Raw genomic sequence first — 17,991 nt, 5'->3', positions numbered from 1 at the left:
AAGATTAAAAATGATAGAGAAGGGTAAGTGTAGATAACAGCGTGTTTTAAATTAAATTGGTACAAGTAAAAATGATCAAATCAATTGCTATCATTGCCTTTCTAACGATATTGTTGCTCCCCCGCAATCAAAATGAGTTGACAGGCAAAGCAAAATTCTTTAAGATGACATAGGTGAATTTCTATTGTTTTAGACCGAAATTTAAAGGATAATGGGTGATCATTAATGGCATATAGACCGAATATTACGGAATTAAAAAAAGCTGGTATCAATGAAAAAGATGGTTTGTACGAATTTGTTTTGACACTTGCTGATGGAACAGAATGCCGTGTGTTTTACAATCGTTTCCCAGAGTGGAAAATGACAAACATCAATCGTTTGTTAACGACGCCTTGCCCAGTATGCCGTAAAGACTTTATTTGTAAATGTATGGATGCATTTGCAGGCGAAATCAATCAACAGATTCAAGATCGTCAATTGATTGATAAAGCACTTTCTTAATATTTAAATAGTTTGAATTACATTGAAGACGCGGGGGTCTTATACCCTTGCGTCTTTTTTCTATATTCTGTTACGAATATAAAGGAGGAATACTGTAATGGTAACTGCTAACGTACCAACAACAAGTCAAGCACCTGTGTCCAAACCAGGTGATCCAACAGATAAAACATTTACAGAAGTGGAACAATTAATTCATGGGGATCATTCAATTGTTTTAGTCGATGGAGTCTGTCACTTTTGTCAGGGTTTAACTAAAATTATTATCGCTCGTGATCCCAAAGGAACTTTCCATTTTGCCTCTATTCAATCAGAGATAGGACAAGAACTGCTCAAACGTGGAGGAATCCGCACAGATACAATGGATACTTTTGTATTGATCGAAAATGGTAAATATTATACTCGTTCTACAGGAGCTTTGCGTATTGCCCGTAAATTACGTTTTCCCTGGCCTATTATGTTTGCATTGATACTTGTACCCAAGCCTTTGCGCGATGCAGTCTATAATTATGTAGCTCAAAACCGTTATCGTTGGTTTGGTAAATCTGATCAGTGTATGTTGCCTAGTCCAGAGATTCGTGGACGATTTATAGATTAATTTATATTCATATTAAAAAGCACCTTTCTCCTATTACGGATGAAGGTGCTTTTTGCATAGCATTTTAAATATAAAAGAAGTCAGAGTCTATTATTTTAATACTATTTTGGTAAGCATATCTTGATCTAATGAATAAATAGTATGGTTTACATAGTCATTAGGTGCACTTAAAGCATTATTTTTGAATACATGTACAGTTGAAAGATTGGTTGGATATAAAATATACGTGCGATCATCCAAGTTAACTGCTAGATTACCATCGCTTGTTTTTTGTACCCAAGTGTAATCAGCAGAAGGTTCACCTTCTAATTCACGAGAAGCAATCACTTTACTAGAAGTGGTGTTATACAATTTCATCATTTGTTTATCATAGACAACATATCCAGTGCCTGTAGATTGGGTAAGAGAGCCGCCTGGAATATTGCGTCCCCACATTAATTTACCTTTGGCATTGAATGCAAACATTTTGTTTTTGGTGCGGTCGATATTAGTACGAATTAAGACGGTACTGTCTTTTAGGACAAACATAGAGTCACTACCGTCACCATAGATATTTATATTTGCAGGGAATTGGTAAGAATACAATTTGGTTAGCGCTAGACCGTATACATCAACTTTAGGATTCGGAACAGCTTCCCAGCCATTTTGATTTTTAAGAAGATTGCTAGCTGTTACAATAATACGATCGCCTTCTGCTTTGAGCACTGTTCCTTGAATATTTTTGGTATTTAACAGTGTGCCCATAGAATCGTAACGACTGATTGTAGATTTTACAACACCTTTTGTATTAACAGTTCCTTGAGACGCTACTAATAAAGAGCTGTCTTTCAGCATCGTAATACTGCTTGCCCCTGTTAACGTTTTGACCCAGTTGAGCTTACCTGCTGAATTAATCGAGTGAAGTTTGTATGTTCCATCAGAATATGCTGCATATACATAGACTGTTCCATAACTTGAATAGATCATATCTGTATTTAATGTATAAGGCCCAGCAGACTCATGTAGCGTGTACTGCCATTTCAGCTTGCCTGTTTGGATATCAAAAGCTTTGACTGTATCCAGATACCAGTTGTTTTTGGTCTGACCAGTTGTATTAGGGATATCTTGTTGCGTATGTACATACACCAGATTTTTGGATGGAAGTGCGTGTACATCGGTTGCACGAGTCGCGATAGCATTATCCATCTTATCGGTGAATAGGGAAGTTGACGTCCAAGAAGGGTTAGTTAATGGCGTAACGGTATCCGCTGCATACATAAATGAAGGGGAAGCCATACAGATTGCTCCTGTCAGAAGCAACACTGCCCACGGCTTAGTATTAATAGGGCGTTGAAACATAAATTTTCCACCTCTCCTGATTAGAATAGACTGAGTTGATTACTCTGTATCCATTTAACCTTATCTTAATTAAATGCAACAGATGTAACTATAATGTAATATCTCTATATTAAACACTTGTAGCGTACAAATGGTTAATAACTCTCACATACAGAAAGTAGTCATTTAGACTACTTCATAGGTATATATACTTTAGATAACTAGACAAACACTAACTAAAAGTGAGACTATATATTCATATTGTTTGATATTTTTTTAATTTTTTTATTGAAATAGTATTGCAGACCTATAAAATGTATGATATTCTATCGTTAATTGGATAACATATGCAACGGAAGCACCGTTTAAGCATCGCACAATTTACTTTGTGTGGTATTTAAACGGTGCTTTTTTTGTTGCATTTTTTGAGGGGGAACGTCTATGGCTCCAGTACAAATCGTTCTGGGCGTTGAAGATAGCCAGTATATTGAGTTATTACTGCGTTATGTAAGAGACAGTGAATATGGATCTAAAGTAAGAATCAGAGCATTTTCGAATATAGCTACATTTCGCACCTATATGAATAGTGGGGAACATTCAGGGTTGGTAGCAGCAGAAGATTCTTTTCTCAAAAGCTGGTTAGATAGTGAAAATATTCAGAAACATCGCTGGGTCTGTCTAAATGAATATGGAGAAAAGACTTTTGAAGGTCCTTCGATAGCTAAATATCAACCTTTACAAAGTTTGCTAGAACAATTGTGTGCGATGACCAAGCCTGCGAGTACAGATATAGTACGGCGCGATAATCGTACTGTTGTGACGATGGTTCATTCTGCTGTTCCGGGTAGTGGAAAATCTATCACAGCGATCAATATGGTCAAGCAACTGAGTATGAGTGGACATCATGTATTTTATCTAAATCTAGAATCAGCAAGTAGTACATGGTTGCTGCAATGGGATCAACAACGTGAACAAGGTAACGGATTATCGCGTTTATTATATGATCTACAAGCATTTGCTGAAAAAAAAGAAACGCCGACTCATCTTCCTTCTTCATATGCAGTGTATGCCGAAGAAATGAAAGCTGATACGTTTGAACCGCCTGAGAATTTAAATGAATTATTGCGAATGACTGAAGAAGAAACGCAAATGTTAATTCGTTATCTTGTCAATAGCGGTGAATATGATCATATCGTTATTGATGGGGAATCTAGCTGGCATGAACGGATACAAGTTGCATTAAGAGAAAGTGACCGAGTGTTATGTCTTTTAACGGATGATCTACCTTGTATGAACAAAACAGCAATCTGGATGTCGTATTGGCAAAATCATTATAGTGATTTCTATCAAGAGTTGCGAGCTAAAACATCATTTATTATGAATAAATTTAACGGCAGTATTGTGAATGTATTACCGCTAGAAGATATGCAATTAGAAGGTACCCTGGCGTATGTTCCTTCATGGAAGCAAGTGACTAACAGCGAATTACTATGGTGCTCTCCTATTTTTCAACGAGATATTCTGAAATTATGCCAGTCTGGTACATATGATCTTCGCAGTACTAATGGGGTGGAAATGTGAACGAAGACTTATTTATAACATTACGGGATGAAGTACGATCTGGTCTGGATGTAACATTTACTATAGATGACGATGAGCTGATGCAACGTATCGAGCAGAAAGTATTAGATCAACAACGTTATCCTAACTTAACAGCCGGTGAAAAAAGGCGGTTAGTACGGCAAGTATTCGATTCTTTTCGTGGATTAGATATTTTGCAACCACTTGTAGACGATAAAAGTGTGACCGAGATTATGATTAATAGCCATACTGATATTTTTATAGAACGTAATGGACAAGTGATGCGTAATGCTACAGTTTTTGAATCTAGAGATCGGTTAGAAGATATTATTCAGACGATTGTATCGGGTGTTAACCGGGTGGTCAATGAATCTTCACCTATAGTCGATGCAAGACTCAAAGATGGCTCACGTGTCAATATTGTGTTGCCACCTGTTGCGCTTAAAGGTCCAACGATGACAATTCGTAAATTTCCAGAGCAACCGATGACGATGAATGATCTGGTTCGTATGGGTGCAATTGCTCCGGTTGCGTCTAACTTGCTACAAACGCTTGTTCAAAGTAAATTCAATATTTTTATTAGTGGTGGTACAGGTTCTGGGAAAACAACTTTTCTTAACGCTTTATCTCAATACATTCCTGAAGATGAACGTGTAATTACGATCGAAGACTCTGCCGAATTGCAGATCAAAACGATTCCTAATCTAGTCTCTATGGAGACACGTAATTCCAATACCGAAGGAAAAGGGGAAATTTCCATACGTGATCTGATTCGTTCTTCTCTACGGATGCGTCCTAACCGGATTGTAGTCGGTGAAGTAAGGGGATCAGAAGCGCTGGATATGCTACAAGCGATGAATACAGGGCATGATGGCTCACTATCTACAGGTCATGCTAACAGTGCTGTAGACATGATCAGTCGTCTGGAAACGATGGTGCTTAGCGGAGCAGATTTACCTATGCAAGTCGTACGTAAGCAGATTAGTTCAGCTATTGATATCTTTGTTCATTTAGCTCGCTTGCGTGATCGTTCACGTCGCATTGTCGAAATTTCAGAAGTGCGAGGAATGGTAGACGGTGAAGTGGTATTGAATCCTTTATTTGTATTTAAAGAGTCTGGCGAAAAAGAAGGACGAATTGTAGGCGATCTTGTTCCTACAGGAAATCTATTGATTCACACCGATAAATTGCGAGCAGCCGGAATTGAAGAATGGCGTAAATTAGCTTCAATGTATACGCCTACTGCGGAACATAGCAGAGTATAACGTACTCATTTAGCAATTGTTCAAATCTATAACGAAAGGAGAACAATATGTTCAAAGCTAATCAAGCAGGAAAAAGGCAAACAGCTACACCTGTAGCGCAAGTCAATCCTACTGTACCTAATTCATCTTCGTCGTCACTGCCACCGCTTGCACGCTCTGAACAACCCCGCGCAGAGTTAGCAGATTATACAGTGTATCATCTATCTGCTTTACAGCGAATCAGCTGTATTATATTGTGTGCTGTGTTGTTTATGATGATCGGTTATTTGTTTTATCATCAGTGGATTATTGCTAGTGTATTGGCTATAGGAGCATGGTTTATGCCTAAGTTGCTTCGCAAACATTTATTAGAGCGCAAACGAGCTGCTTTGAGCGCACATTTCAAACAAGCATTATATTCATTATCATCTTCGTTAGCTGTAGGGCGTTCAGTTGAAAATGGATTTCGCGAAGCAGCGCAGGACTTGCGGATGTTATATCCAGATGGTGATAACGATATGATTCGAGAACTGAATATTATTACTACACGCTTAGAGTATGGACAACCCATAGAAGAAGCATTACAAGATTTTAGCGATCGAGCCATGAATGAAGATATTACCAACTTTGCAGATGTATTTGTTACTTGTAAACGTACCGGTGGCGATCTGGTAGAAGTGGTACGTAAAACGTCTGCAACGATCGGTGAAAAGTTAGATATTCAGCAAGAAATATCGGTTATGATTTCGCAGAAAAAGTTTGAATCAAATGCACTCGTTGCTACTCCATTTTTCTTTTTGATCTTTTTGAATGTGACGGCAGCCGATTTTATGAAGCCATTGTACGGTAATCCGATTGGTATTGTGATTTCTACGATTTGTTTGGCGGCATTGGGTTTCTGTTACTGGTTAATTCGGAAGTTTATGAATATCAAAGTGTAAACCAGTATCACAATAAGCTGGAAGGGAGGTGAACAAACTGCTTTTGATATGGTTGGAAGGGTTGTTGGCGACAGCATTAGTGATCGGATGGGTCGTACTGAATCAAAGTGCCAGTGCGTTACATAAAGAGCTTGCCAAGCTACCATTAGAAGTGATTAAGCTAAGACCACTTTTACCAGCTATGTTGGTATTGCTCGAAAAAATTCGCTTTGTATCACGATTCTCAGGGGTGTTTTACCGGATTCAAAGCTCGATTCAAAAAGGTTTTGGGGTACATCGTAGCGGCGAAATGACACTATTGTATATTGCAGAAATGGCGGGTTATATCTGGTTATTACTGACAGGTGGATTGGTAATGGCTGCGATCTCCGGTGGTAGTATGACATGGTTAGTCATGGGAGTGGGATTAGCGATAATGCTTCCTGTTGGATTATTCCGCGATCTGCAAAAGAAAGTTCATGAACGTGAACAAGATATTTTACTAGAGTTACCTGAATTTCTGAATAAAATTGTACTTCTTGTAGGTGCAGGCGAAACAGTTCAAAAAGCGATTGTACGTTGTGTACAGCGCAAGCAAGGTGAAGCCGCAGATCATCCATTGTACAAAGAATTATTTCGTATGGTACGTGAAATGGAAAATGGATACTCTTTTCAGCAAGGATTAGAGTCATTCAGCAAACGATGTGGAGTTCAGGAAGTTTCGGTGTTTACAACAACAGTCTTGCTGAATTTCCGTCGTGGTGGAGGAGAGTTTGGATTAGCATTACGCGATCTTTCACGTACATTATGGGATAAGCGTAAAGCAGTCAGCCGTACAAGAGGAGAACAAGCTTCTTCTAAAATGGTATTTCCGATGGTTTTGATTTTTGTAGTAGTTATGATTCTTGTCGGTACGCCAGCATTTATGATGATGAATATGTAGGAGGAAAATATAATGACAAATTTGATTAAAGGTTCATGGGGCGCAGTTCAAAACTTTTGGAGTAATGAAGAAGGTATTGGGACATTGGAAATGATTTTGATCGTAGCTGTAATTGTAACGTTAGCTCTGTTATTTAAGACTTCAATCACAAAAATTGTAGAGAATACTATTAAATATATGGAAACTAAAAGTGCAGAATTTACTAAATAATATGAATATTAAACGTTTTTGGAAAAATACTAAAGGGAGCTTCACACTTGAAGCTTCCATCGTTTTTCCTATCATTCTGTTCACCACGTTGCTGATTCTGTTTATGTGTATGTACCAATATCAAAATACAATGCTCAAACAAGCAGCATCCAAAACTTCAGAACGTGCGGCTTACACTTGGGATAACAGTCACAAAGATATCAATACCGGTGCTTTTCCACAAGGTCAAGATGATGGTCTGTACTGGCGCATTACAGATGATAGTATGATTAGTGCACTTTTTGGATGGGCAGGAGCTACCAATACAGCGAATGTCGCTATTCCGGGTGGAGGTGGCGGATCGTTACCAGCAACTAAATTATCAGCGGCTGCTTCATGGATACCAGGTAAAATGAGTGGGAATACAACGTATAACAACTATTTGATGATGCGAAATGTAAATACAACATTGAGTGAACCTATTTCTTTGGGGGCATTGGAACGTGAATTAGGTCATCCGCTACGAAGTGAAGTGAGTGCAAGTTCGGTTGTTGTAGAACCGGTAGAATTTATTCGTACGATTGAATTAATGCGTTATTACGGAGCCAAATTTACAGGGAAATATGGTACGGCTATGAATATGGGACGTGCTGGAACCGTACTGCAATGGTTTTCTACAGCAGCAGGTAGTTAAAGCAGGAGTGTGAATCATTTTGAGAAAAGCACGTAAATTACAAATAAGACCCAAAATCACATATTGGAAAAAATCATTACTACGCAAGTTAGCAGATACACAAGGCGCTGTTTCTATTTTTATGATTGTTGTACTTGCAGGTGTTTTTTTATTTACAGCGGTTTTTATCGATTATTCACGTATAGCAGCGATGGAAGTACAATCCGAGCGATTAGCACATGCTGCTGTTCGTTCAGCAATGTCAGCATTTGATACCGATCTTCAACAACAATACGGATTGTTTGCTGCGGGAGAATCTGATCCTACACAACTATTAGATACAGCGTTAAATGAGAATTTTAATTATACCGAGAGTACAGATAGTTTTAAATTGATCCCGATGAAAGCAGATACGACTTCGATTCAATTAAGCCGACCTTTAGGAAGCTATGACGTATTCAATCACCAGATTCAAGAAGAAATGAAATATAAAGCACCAATCGATTTTACAATAGAAATTGTAGATAAATTTAAAGGCATGTCTGGTGTACTGAAAGAAGCCAGTCAAACGGTTAATGTCCTAGAAGATGTACGCGAGCCTTACGATAAGCGTGAAAAAGAAATAGATAAATTAATAGCTTTACAGAAAAAAACAGCGGGCGAAGTTAAAGAATTAACCACTAAAATTATGAATCCTGTCAAAAGTTCTATTGCTAACAAAAATGTAGGATCGATCACGTCAGTCGCTGATATTGCAGCTCAGTTCAATAATTATACAGCTTTGATAGCAGAAGATAAAAAGCGTAAGAAAAAAGATAAAAGTCCGATCAATACAGCCAAAATCTCTGCTTATAAAAGCAAATCCAAAACATTCCTATCCAATTTATCACGAGATTACAAAGATCTAATTAATACTCACGAAGATACGTACACAGAAGCTAACAAAATTATGGTTGAAATAAAAAAATATAATCAAGAAATTGCGCGCATTATAGAAGAAGCCAAAACACGTACACAAAACGAAGCATATGAGCGAGTCAGAAATACAAATATACCAGGTGGATCTAATGCGGGGGATGCAGAATCTGAAGCCAAATTAGCAGAACTTCGCAAAAATTTAGAACAACTTGTATTATCGGATGATCTTTTGGGGAAAATGGAAAGTTCGATTAAAACACAAAAAGATGATTATACAACAGCTCAGTATTCTATTAGCAACTTAATTACAGAAGCTACAGCTCAACTTACCAAAACAACTGGTGATGCTAACTCTTTAAAAAGCAGTACTATTCGTACGGCCAAGCTTTTACAAAAATATATTGATAATTATACAGGTACAGCTCCTAACGGAATTATGGGTGTGATCGAACATGATCTCAAAGCAGCAAGAGCAGGTACCGAAACAAAAGCTGCGTCAGAAGCGAAAGCAAAAGAAGAATTAAAAAAAGCCAAAAAAATGTTAGCTCAAATTGTAGGTGCAGCCGCTGCTGCAAGGTTATTAGCTAAAGAATTCGATGAAGTAGATGGATATTACAAAGAAAGTATCGCTTTTAACGGTGCAGATGGAGGAGCCACTTCTGACGCTACTATGGATAGCGATCCTTATAAAGAAAGTAAAAATGCTATGGGTGCGATGGATGTTGTATTTGGAGGTTTATCCGATGCTCTTCTAGCAGGTAGAAATGAATTTTTCCAAAATGAGTATGCGATTCAGTATTTTAATACATTCGATATTATTCAGCTTCAAGGGTTATTAGATACGTTATCAGAAGGTTCTATTACGGATGCGCTTGAAGAAGCTGGCGTACGCAATCAGCAGATTGAATATATTATTTACGGTATTAACGATCCTTCTGCTAATATTGCCGCAGCCTATAGCGAAATTTTCGGAATGAGACTCGCAATTCGTACTGCTGAAGGACTTGTCAAAAATGCAAATCTAGGTCATCCGTTAGCTGTTCTTGCGGCAGGTGTTGCGTATGGAGTAGAAATGGCGATCAAAGATATGATCGAATTGCTCAATACAGGTAAAACCAAATTATCTGCTTATTTCCCGATAGAATTTGAATATCGAGATTATATGCGTTTGTTTTTGTTACAACCTAGCAATGAGAAAAAGATGTCTCGGATGTTAGCACTGATTCGCTTTTTAACAGATATTAATCCAGCAGAGCGCAATACGTATGCTTCAGCTCATATACGAACAGCAATGCCGATTTGGTTTTTACCCGGTGTTATCAAAATGGTGAATTCAACCAGTGTGAATAGCTCTATAGAACAGGGTGTGTATTATGCGGATAAACAAGCAGATTACTCCTATTAAAAGCAAAAATAGAATTCAACAAATTGGCGTATTTAACACTGCATCCCGATTTGTTGCCAACTATTCTTGTCAAAGTACAACTGATCCATCTGATCATGCATATCGTTCTTATTCTGCATCTTCTAACAATGTGTACGAACTCAAAAATCATTCTCCCAATCGTCGTACTAAGTTTACTCTTTTTAAAAACGGAGAGCGTGGAAGTATTGTGTTAGAAGCCGCTATGGTTTTACCGATTTTTTTATTTATTTCTATTTTTCTAGTCTATTTAGTACAAATGACATTGGTATATACAGCGATGCAAAATGTAACTTCTGATACAGCCCGCTATGTAGCTACCCATATGTATCCTGTTCAGCTAGCAGCAGACAACCTTGTTGCCAAAAAAATTCTGCCTGCTGAATCGATGCGATTACCTAAATTAACATTTACAGAACTGGCGTCTAAATATCAGGATGCTGTTCCTGCTCCGCTCAATACATGGATGATGGAAGCAGCAAGTAGTGGAGATATTAAATTAGAAGAAATGAAAAATCAATTATCTGCGCCTGCATTAGATACAATGATCAAACCATTAATGCAGAAGCTATCCGCAGAAAATAAATTAGATTATGAACGTATTCATGTGACGCAAGTAACTGTGCCTGATCTTACAGCCAAAACGCATCCGTATTTCGGAATTGAGATCCGTTACGAATTACCTTTCAAGATTCCTTTGATTTTCAAACCGATTGTATTGCAAGCAAGAGCAACCGAACGATTATGGATCGGAGATACCGGGGAGTTTGGTGAAGATGCGGCCGCAGAAGCTACAGAAGAAACAGGTGTATCTGTAGTGTCGGTTCCTTCACCTGCTTATCCAGAATCCAATATTTCGATTGCAGCCAAAGCACCTCCGGGTACAACAGTACATCTTAATATTCAATATAAAAGCGGAAATAGCACCGCACAGGGACTGGGTCAGGCGACAGTAGATGCAGAAGGCAATGTAAATTGGACATGGAAAATTCCTTCTAATGCTACACCGGGATGGGCAAATTATACGATTACTACAGCAGATGGAAAAGAAGTTAGAGGGGTATTCCAAGTGGCAGAGTACGATGGTCGACCTGTTATTGGTAGTGCCGCATCATAATCAAACTATAACATTTATTTGGATATTAAAAGGGGATACAGAATAGCAATGGAAACGATATTTATCGGCGGTGGAGTTTTTATACTATGGGCATTTTGGACAGATATCAAAGAACGCAAAATTCCTAATATACTGAATATTTTATTTATAGTCAGTGGATTAATATATCATGCGGTAATGTCTGGTTGGGATGGTCTTGCTTTTGCTGGTAAAGGGTTTCTATTGGGATTCGGTATCATGCTTATTCTTCATTGGATGAAGGCTGTAGGCGCAGGTGATGTGAAATTGTTTGGTGGAATTGGTGTATGGTTCGGGATGGGAATGACTGCACAGGTGATGATATACTCTATTATTTTCGCAGGTATTATTGGTCTACTCATTATGTTGTGGAGACGTGAAACGATCGTACGTATGCGTAGAGTATTCTGGAAGCTTGCAGGTTCTGTATTGTGGAAACAATCGATTCGCTCGACAGAAACTGAACATCAACAATTTTTAACATTCCCTTTTATGACCGCCGTATTACCAGGGGTTGTGTTTTGTTATTTTTTTATCACTTGAGCGCAAAGTCATGAATAAGCTATTTTTGAATTTTATTCTATTATTATTTCATCACTTTAAAGTTTGCATAGAAAATGGAATGTAGAAAAGTTTGAACGAATATCAAATACAATTTATCTTGAAATAAATATCTAGTATAGAAAGCAAGGAGGCATACATTATTATGCAACAGTTAACACAGGATTTTGTACAAGATGGCAAAACATATATGATTGTAGGTCGTGAGCAAGGATTTCAACATATCGATTTGAGTAAAGCACAGACAGGAATGATGCTGGCTTCTCGTATTCGGGGAGTGCTTCAGCTTCATTTACAGGAAGTCGATCTACAAGCTGTACTACGTTATGATATTACAGGTAAACGTATGCTTAAACACTGTATGCAAGGTGAAATGATGGGGATTGCAGAGTATTTAGGATTGTTATTACAAGTGGTTACTACACTGGAAGAAAGTAGTCAGCATATGTTGTCGATGACCAATTATGTACTGGATGAAGAATATATTTTTGTAGAAGGTTCGTTGCAGGCAGGAACATTACATTTTACATATATTCCAGTGATGGAGACATTAAATGAAGAACCTGTACAGATAGTTTTGAGTCAGTTGGCATCAAGATGGATGACTTCTGTAGCTGAATTGAGCGGCAATCAGATTCAGCGAATTTTGCGTTATTGTCATGCAGAAGATTTTACGATCAAAGGCATCAAAATGTTGTTGCTGGAGTTACTTGGCAATCCACAGCAAATGATCGACCTTACTCCTCAACCTACTCATGCTCCTACTTCAAAATGGATTGATCCGGCAGAGTTACGCAATAAACAAGTTCCACCGTTTTCAAATGCGATACCGTCACAAGAGCCATTAGGAGCTCATCCCAAATACCAACAAGACATGAATAATCTATCTCAACCTGCGACTAATCCGATCTTACAACATATGCAAAATAAGAAAAAAAGAGTGTCTCCCTCAGAAACGGTTGCTTCTTCTGTACAAAGCAATCAGAATCACCAGTCAGCAAAAAAAGGTAAAGATAACAATCTAGCATCTTCTACAGTATCTAGCACCGATGAGGAAGTACAACCTATGCCTTCAGCACATCGCACATATTTGCTAGCAGGAGGAGCTTTAGTAACCGCTATGATCTGGAAATTTGGATACCTTTCGCACAGCAATGATTTTATGTTATACGGCTGTGCAGCTTTGACTGTAGCGATTGCTTTAGTTATATATATGATCTTGAAAGGTAAATCTCCACTTCAAAATGGTCTTAAAATGCCTTCTTTTGTTCGTCATAAAAAGACTGAAGAAGATGGAAATGAAAGTTGGCGCTGGCAAGCAGATCCGGTGTTAGCAGGCGGGGGTGGAGCAATGGCTTCAGCAACTATATCTTCTACGCCAGCACCTGATCCAATGCGTTGGCGAGATGAAAATATTGCTGCTATTTTTGGTTCGGATACACCAGTACAATCACCTATTCGTAGTCAAAATTCGATGCAGAGTGGATATGAACAACAGCCAGGTGCTTATTCTGATACAGGTTCACCCGTAGAGTTTGGTCGTTCATCCCAATCTCCATCGATACCGAATTATCATGAAGATAGTTATTCACAGCATTCGTCTCATCATAGTACAGAAATGCTTTCTCCTCATATGGCGACTGTTTTGTTAGGGCAAGATGCTTCTGCGGATCAAGGTTATAGTCCTTCAGGAGTACAACCATTTACAGGATATTTAGAACGTAGAGAAAATGGAACGATGCAGATGGAGCCTGTACGCTTAACACGAGGAAGCTTTATTATTGGCAGAGCTGCCGAAGGTGTTCACTATTTGGAAAAGTCGACTGGAACTTCACGTAATCATGTAGAATTAGAAATTAGCGATCAGCAGATTACGATCAAAGATTTGAGTTCACGTAATGGAACAATGTTAAAAGGAGAGCCAATCGTACCGTATAAAGAGTATCCTTTACATGAAGGTGATTCTTTTACGATTGCACAAGCAGTCTATACATTACGATTAGGATAATATTTTTTGAAAATAATGATTTCTAAAAATATGTGCCTATATTATTAATAAATGATAAAAGGTAAACTGTAAATCAATACAGCAAAAAGGCGATTTCTTTAAAGGATGTTAAAGAAATCGCCTTTATTTTTTCCAACGTATACCAGTCATCAGTATAAGTAAACAACAAAATAAGTAAATAATACCTTATTCCAGACCTGTAGTCGTAACATGTATTGCTAAATAGTAGATCAGTTACTGTGTTTTTTCGATATGTTCCAAAGCACCGTGTATCTCAGGGAAAAGAAAAGTAAATCCATGATCCAGAGCTTTTTTAGGAATAACACGTTGTCCGTCTAGTAAAATGTCAGACATTTCACCTAATGTCGGTTTGAGCGCAATGCTTGGAACGTGGAACCAGTATGGACGATGAGTAACTTTAGCAATCGTTTTGCCCAGATCAGCATACCGTACAGGATTAGGAGAAGAGGCGTTAACCGGGCCTTCAATCGCTTTATTTTTAACGCAGAAGTCGATCAATCTAACCATATCATCTATATGAATCCATGAATTCCACTGTTTCCCTGATCCTAATTTTCCACCAGCCATAAGGATATAAGGTAATCTCATCATCGGGTATGCACCTTTGTGTTTGTCGAGTACAATACTGACTCTCAGCTTGATAAGACGTACACCTTTGATACTATCGGCTACAGCTTCCCATTGCTCTGCAAGACTAGAAGGAAAGTTCATTGTTCTTTTAGGGCTATTTTCATCAAATGTTTCTGTATCAGAAGTACCATAGATTGCCATAGCACTCGCTTGAACAACGACTTCTGGTTTTTTCTTTAATGCTTCGACTGTTTTGGAAACGATATTGACTGTTCTCATTCTTGATTCTACTAATTCAAGTTTGGTTTTGGTTGTCCATCTTTGATTCAGTGTCTCTCCCGAAAGATTAACAATAACGTCTACCCCTTCTAGTTGAGTAGGGTTATTTTCCATATCGTTCCAGGTTATATAATGAACAGCCGGATTAGATTTGGATGTATCTGGAATTTTACGACTCACTACTGTAAGATCGTGATTTTCTTGCAGCCAAAATGTAACCAGATGACGGCCTACTAAACCTGTACCTCCACAAACAACAATATTCATATAAATCCTCCTGTTTAATCTAAAGTGGGTTCACTATGTTCTGTACATTGCGCATATAATAGAGTCTGTCTAATGCAACACTATTTATTATGTTTGTTCGATTCTATAGGCTCTTTTTCTATATCATCTTTATTGAAAATGCATGATTATATCCAAAAATGAATCTAACTATATAGCCAATATAGTTATCTATATAAGATAGATTAATCTTATTCGACTGATATTAAGCATTAATTATTCTTCTATACAATCATTACCCATAATTACTACAGGTGATCTGATCAGTAGACGATGAATTTAAGATGAAAAGTACAGCTATTTCTAGATTTATTTTGGTATTCACGTTAAAATAGGTGAGATTCGCGAATAGCGGAACACTAAGGAGGAAATACACTATGTTAAAGATTGGTTCTCATGTATCACTTTCCAGTAAAGGGTTACTTAGTGCAGCGAATGAGGCAGATACATATGGCTCAAGCTCATTTATGATATATACCGGAGCGCCACAAAATACGCGCCGTAAACCTATAGATACGTTATTTATTGAAGAAGGAAAAGAAAAAATGCAAACGATGGGCGTTGAAGAAATTGTTGTACACGCCCCTTATATTATTAATTTAGGTTCGTATAAAGAAAATATTTATGAATTGGCTGTTGATTTTCTACAAGAAGAAATTCGCCGTACGCATCAAATTGGGGTACGCAATATCGTGCTGCATCCAGGTGCTTTTACAGATATGGATGCTGAATTTGGTATTAAGCGTATTGCAGAAGGTCTGGAAAAAGTATTAGCTGGTGTGTCTGAAACCGATGTGAATATCGCTTTAGAAACAATGGCGGGTAAAGGAACAGAAGTAGGACGTAGCTTTGAAGAAATCGCGCAGATTATTGATATGGTACCTCATAATGAACGATTAACGATTTGTTTCGATACTTGTCATACCCATGATGCTGGTTATGATCTGATTAATGATTTTGATGGAGTGCTTGAGAAATTTGATCGTCTGATTGGTTTGGATCGTTTAACTGTTATGCATATCAATGATAGTAAAAATCCAACAGGCGCAGGTAAGGATCGTCATACCACACTTGGATCTGGATGGATCGGTTATGAAGCGCTTAGCCGTATTGTTCATCATGATCAGTTGAAAGGTCGTCCATTTATCCTGGAAACGCCTTGGATCGGTAAAGATGCTAAAACACAGCGTCCGATGTATGAAGCAGAGATAGCTTTGTTACGTGGTGATGTGACAGGTCGATTTGGCGCAGGGTTTTTAGAAGATGTAGAAAAATTGCATCATTTCTTTGAAGGGCAAAATATTCAAGCACGTCCATATATTTTGGAAACATGGGAGATGCTGAAAAGTGATGCCAAGGCTCGTAAAGCAGACCCGCGTGAACCGATGGAACGACTATACGATATGGTGATTGCTGAAGGATTATTTACCGAGTTGAGTGAAGAAGCATTGAATCATCGCTTAACTGCTTATTTCGCAGGAAAAAGTATCCTTTCATAACATCAAATGTATATATAATGCTATCCAAAGTGATGCAACCATATATTAGATTGAATGAATATTAATAAATTTGAATAAATATATTTACTTTCTTAGCATCATGACATAGATTGTAATATAAGATATTTGAAGGGGGAACGAAGATTCAATGGAAGTACATGTTAAACAAAATCAAACTGCAAGAGAAGAACAACAAGAAAATCGCGCCCGTATGCTGATTTCTTGTCCAGATGGCCCTGGGATCGTAGCTGCGGTATCACGCTTTTTATTTGAACATGGAGCAAATATTGTTCAATCCGATCAATATACAATGAATCCAGCAGGCGGTATGTTCTTTATGCGTGTCGAATTTGATCTACCTGAACTTAGCAAAAATCTACCTGCACTTGAAAGTGATTTTCAAGCAGTAGGAGATCAGTTCAAAATGGAATGGACGATTAATCAGGTGAGTCGCAAAAAAAGACTAGCGATTTTTGTCTCAAAAGAAGATCATTGTCTGGTGGAATTGCTGTGGCACTGGCAAGCAGGTGATCTGGATGCAGATATTGCTATGGTGATCAGTAATCATAACGATATGCGTAGCTATGTGGAATCGTTCGGTATTCCTTTCCATCATATTCCGGTCACTGCGGATACGAAAAAAGAAGCAGAGCAAAAGCAATTAGAAGTGATCGGCTCAGATATCGACTTGATCGTACTTGCTCGTTATATGCAGATCATTTCACCATTGTTTATTGAACATTTCCGTAATCGGATTATCAATATTCATCACTCTTTCTTACCTGCATTTGTAGGTGGTAAGCCGTATGCCCAAGCTTATGATCGTGGTGTTAAGATTATTGGCGCAACCGCTCACTATGTAACAGAAGAGCTTGATGGTGGGCCTATTATTGAGCAAGACGTACAGCGTGTAAGTCATAGCGATAATGTGAGTGAATTGAAGCGTATTGGTCGTACAATTGAGCGTGTAGTATTGGCGCGTGCAGTAGAGTGGCATACAGAAGATCGTGTGCTGGTACATCAAAACAAAACAGTCGTTTTTAATTAATCTTTTTTCATTGTAATGATTTCTTGTTCAATGTATAAAAGTATATCGCAAGCTATAGTATAAATATGTCAAAAGCACGAATGATTTTTGCTATTATCTAGCAGAAGGTCATTCGTGCTTTTTTTGTTGCTCCGTTAATGCTCTGTTAATACAGATACAGTATGCTAAAAAGAACAATACTGAAAGAACAACACTAAAAAAACAATACTAAAAAGAATATAATTACCGCTTTATACGAAAAGCAATTGCGAAAGTAATTCGATTACATAAAAAAAATCTAA

At 37.9% G+C, this 17,991-nt stretch carries 16 protein-coding genes; 14 read left to right on the top strand and 2 right to left on the bottom strand.

From position 1 onward, the window contains the following. The first annotated feature begins 225 nt into the window (after positions 1 to 225). Together ACFSGI_RS15975 and ACFSGI_RS15970 are read left to right on the top strand one after the other, a co-directional pair. Complete coding sequence (locus tag ACFSGI_RS15975) at positions 226 to 501, top strand: hypothetical protein (RefSeq protein WP_204825206.1); 276 nt, start codon at positions 226 to 228, stop codon at positions 499 to 501. Between the two features lie 97 nt (positions 502 to 598). Further along, the gene (locus tag ACFSGI_RS15970) at positions 599 to 1,096 is read left to right on the top strand and encodes a thiol-disulfide oxidoreductase DCC family protein (protein WP_204825205.1); all 498 of its coding nucleotides are present in this window, start codon (positions 599 to 601) and stop codon (positions 1,094 to 1,096) included. A gap of 90 nt (positions 1,097 to 1,186) precedes the next feature. Here ACFSGI_RS15970 and ACFSGI_RS15965 read toward each other — a convergent pair whose 3' ends face one another. Beyond that, positions 1,187 to 2,434 carry an outer membrane protein assembly factor BamB family protein gene (locus ACFSGI_RS15965; protein ID WP_204825204.1) on the bottom strand — a complete coding sequence of 416 codons (1,248 nt, stop codon included), beginning with the start codon at positions 2,432 to 2,434 and terminating at the stop codon, positions 1,187 to 1,189. Between the two features lie 420 nt (positions 2,435 to 2,854). Between ACFSGI_RS15965 and ACFSGI_RS15960 the strand changes: the two genes are divergently transcribed. The 10 genes from ACFSGI_RS15960 (at position 2,855) to ACFSGI_RS15915 (ending at position 14,008) form a co-directional block, all read left to right on the top strand. Next, complete coding sequence (locus tag ACFSGI_RS15960) at positions 2,855 to 3,994, top strand: P-loop NTPase family protein (RefSeq protein WP_204825203.1); 1,140 nt, start codon at positions 2,855 to 2,857, stop codon at positions 3,992 to 3,994. Next, entirely contained in the window at positions 3,991 to 5,259 is a 1,269-nt protein-coding gene (locus ACFSGI_RS15955; protein ID WP_204825202.1) for a CpaF family protein, read from the top strand. The genes ACFSGI_RS15960 and ACFSGI_RS15955 overlap by 4 nt, the downstream gene beginning before the upstream one ends. A 47-nt stretch (positions 5,260 to 5,306) precedes the next feature. Further along, the gene (locus ACFSGI_RS15950) at positions 5,307 to 6,179 is read left to right on the top strand and encodes a type II secretion system F family protein (protein ID WP_204825201.1); all 873 of its coding nucleotides are present in this window, start codon (positions 5,307 to 5,309) and stop codon (positions 6,177 to 6,179) included. Between the two features lie 46 nt (positions 6,180 to 6,225). Continuing rightward, a complete protein-coding gene (locus ACFSGI_RS15945) occupies positions 6,226 to 7,101 on the top strand; it encodes a type II secretion system F family protein (protein ID WP_379283988.1) in 876 nt (291 codons plus the stop codon). Between the two features lie 12 nt (positions 7,102 to 7,113). Then, positions 7,114 to 7,311, top strand: coding sequence for a Flp1 family type IVb pilin (locus ACFSGI_RS15940; protein ID WP_083243428.1), 198 nt, complete (start codon positions 7,114 to 7,116; stop codon positions 7,309 to 7,311). 1 nt (position 7,312) lies between these two features. Beyond that, positions 7,313 to 7,984: a TadE/TadG family type IV pilus assembly protein gene (locus tag ACFSGI_RS15935; protein ID WP_204825199.1), complete on the top strand. Its 672-nt coding sequence runs from the start codon at positions 7,313 to 7,315 to the stop codon at positions 7,982 to 7,984. A gap of 19 nt (positions 7,985 to 8,003) precedes the next feature. Next, positions 8,004 to 10,286: a TadE/TadG family type IV pilus assembly protein gene (locus tag ACFSGI_RS15930; protein ID WP_204825198.1), complete on the top strand. Its 2,283-nt coding sequence runs from the start codon at positions 8,004 to 8,006 to the stop codon at positions 10,284 to 10,286. Further along, positions 10,255 to 11,421, top strand: coding sequence for a TadE/TadG family type IV pilus assembly protein (locus ACFSGI_RS15925; RefSeq protein ID WP_204825197.1), 1,167 nt, complete (start codon positions 10,255 to 10,257; stop codon positions 11,419 to 11,421). Before ACFSGI_RS15930 ends, ACFSGI_RS15925 begins: the two co-directional genes overlap by 32 nt. A 48-nt stretch (positions 11,422 to 11,469) precedes the next feature. Further along, a complete protein-coding gene (locus ACFSGI_RS15920) occupies positions 11,470 to 11,982 on the top strand; it encodes an A24 family peptidase (protein ID WP_204825196.1) in 513 nt (170 codons plus the stop codon). Positions 11,983 to 12,145: 163 nt separating this feature from the next. After that, positions 12,146 to 14,008: a DUF6382 domain-containing protein gene (locus ACFSGI_RS15915; protein WP_204825195.1), complete on the top strand. Its 1,863-nt coding sequence runs from the start codon at positions 12,146 to 12,148 to the stop codon at positions 14,006 to 14,008. Positions 14,009 to 14,242: 234 nt separating this feature from the next. Here the strand turns inward: ACFSGI_RS15915 and ACFSGI_RS15910 are convergent, their stop codons facing one another. Continuing rightward, positions 14,243 to 15,145 carry a TIGR01777 family oxidoreductase gene (locus ACFSGI_RS15910; protein ID WP_204825194.1) on the bottom strand — a complete coding sequence of 301 codons (903 nt, stop codon included), beginning with the start codon at positions 15,143 to 15,145 and terminating at the stop codon, positions 14,243 to 14,245. Positions 15,146 to 15,540: 395 nt separating this feature from the next. Here ACFSGI_RS15910 and ACFSGI_RS15905 point away from each other — a divergent pair, with 395 nt between their 5' ends. After that, positions 15,541 to 16,662 (top strand): deoxyribonuclease IV, encoded by a 1,122-nt coding sequence (locus ACFSGI_RS15905; RefSeq protein ID WP_204825193.1) that lies wholly within the window; start codon positions 15,541 to 15,543, stop codon positions 16,660 to 16,662. Between the two features lie 148 nt (positions 16,663 to 16,810). Next, positions 16,811 to 17,710, top strand: a complete 900-nt coding sequence (purU, locus tag ACFSGI_RS15900) for a formyltetrahydrofolate deformylase (RefSeq protein WP_204825192.1) — start codon at positions 16,811 to 16,813, stop codon at positions 17,708 to 17,710. The last annotated feature ends 281 nt before the right edge of the window (positions 17,711 to 17,991 follow it).

The organism is Paenibacillus nicotianae (genome assembly GCF_042681745.1).
Lineage (GTDB): Bacteria > Bacillota > Bacilli > Paenibacillales > Paenibacillaceae > Saccharibacillus > Saccharibacillus nicotianae.
This window is presented reverse-complemented; position numbering and strand designations above follow the sequence as displayed.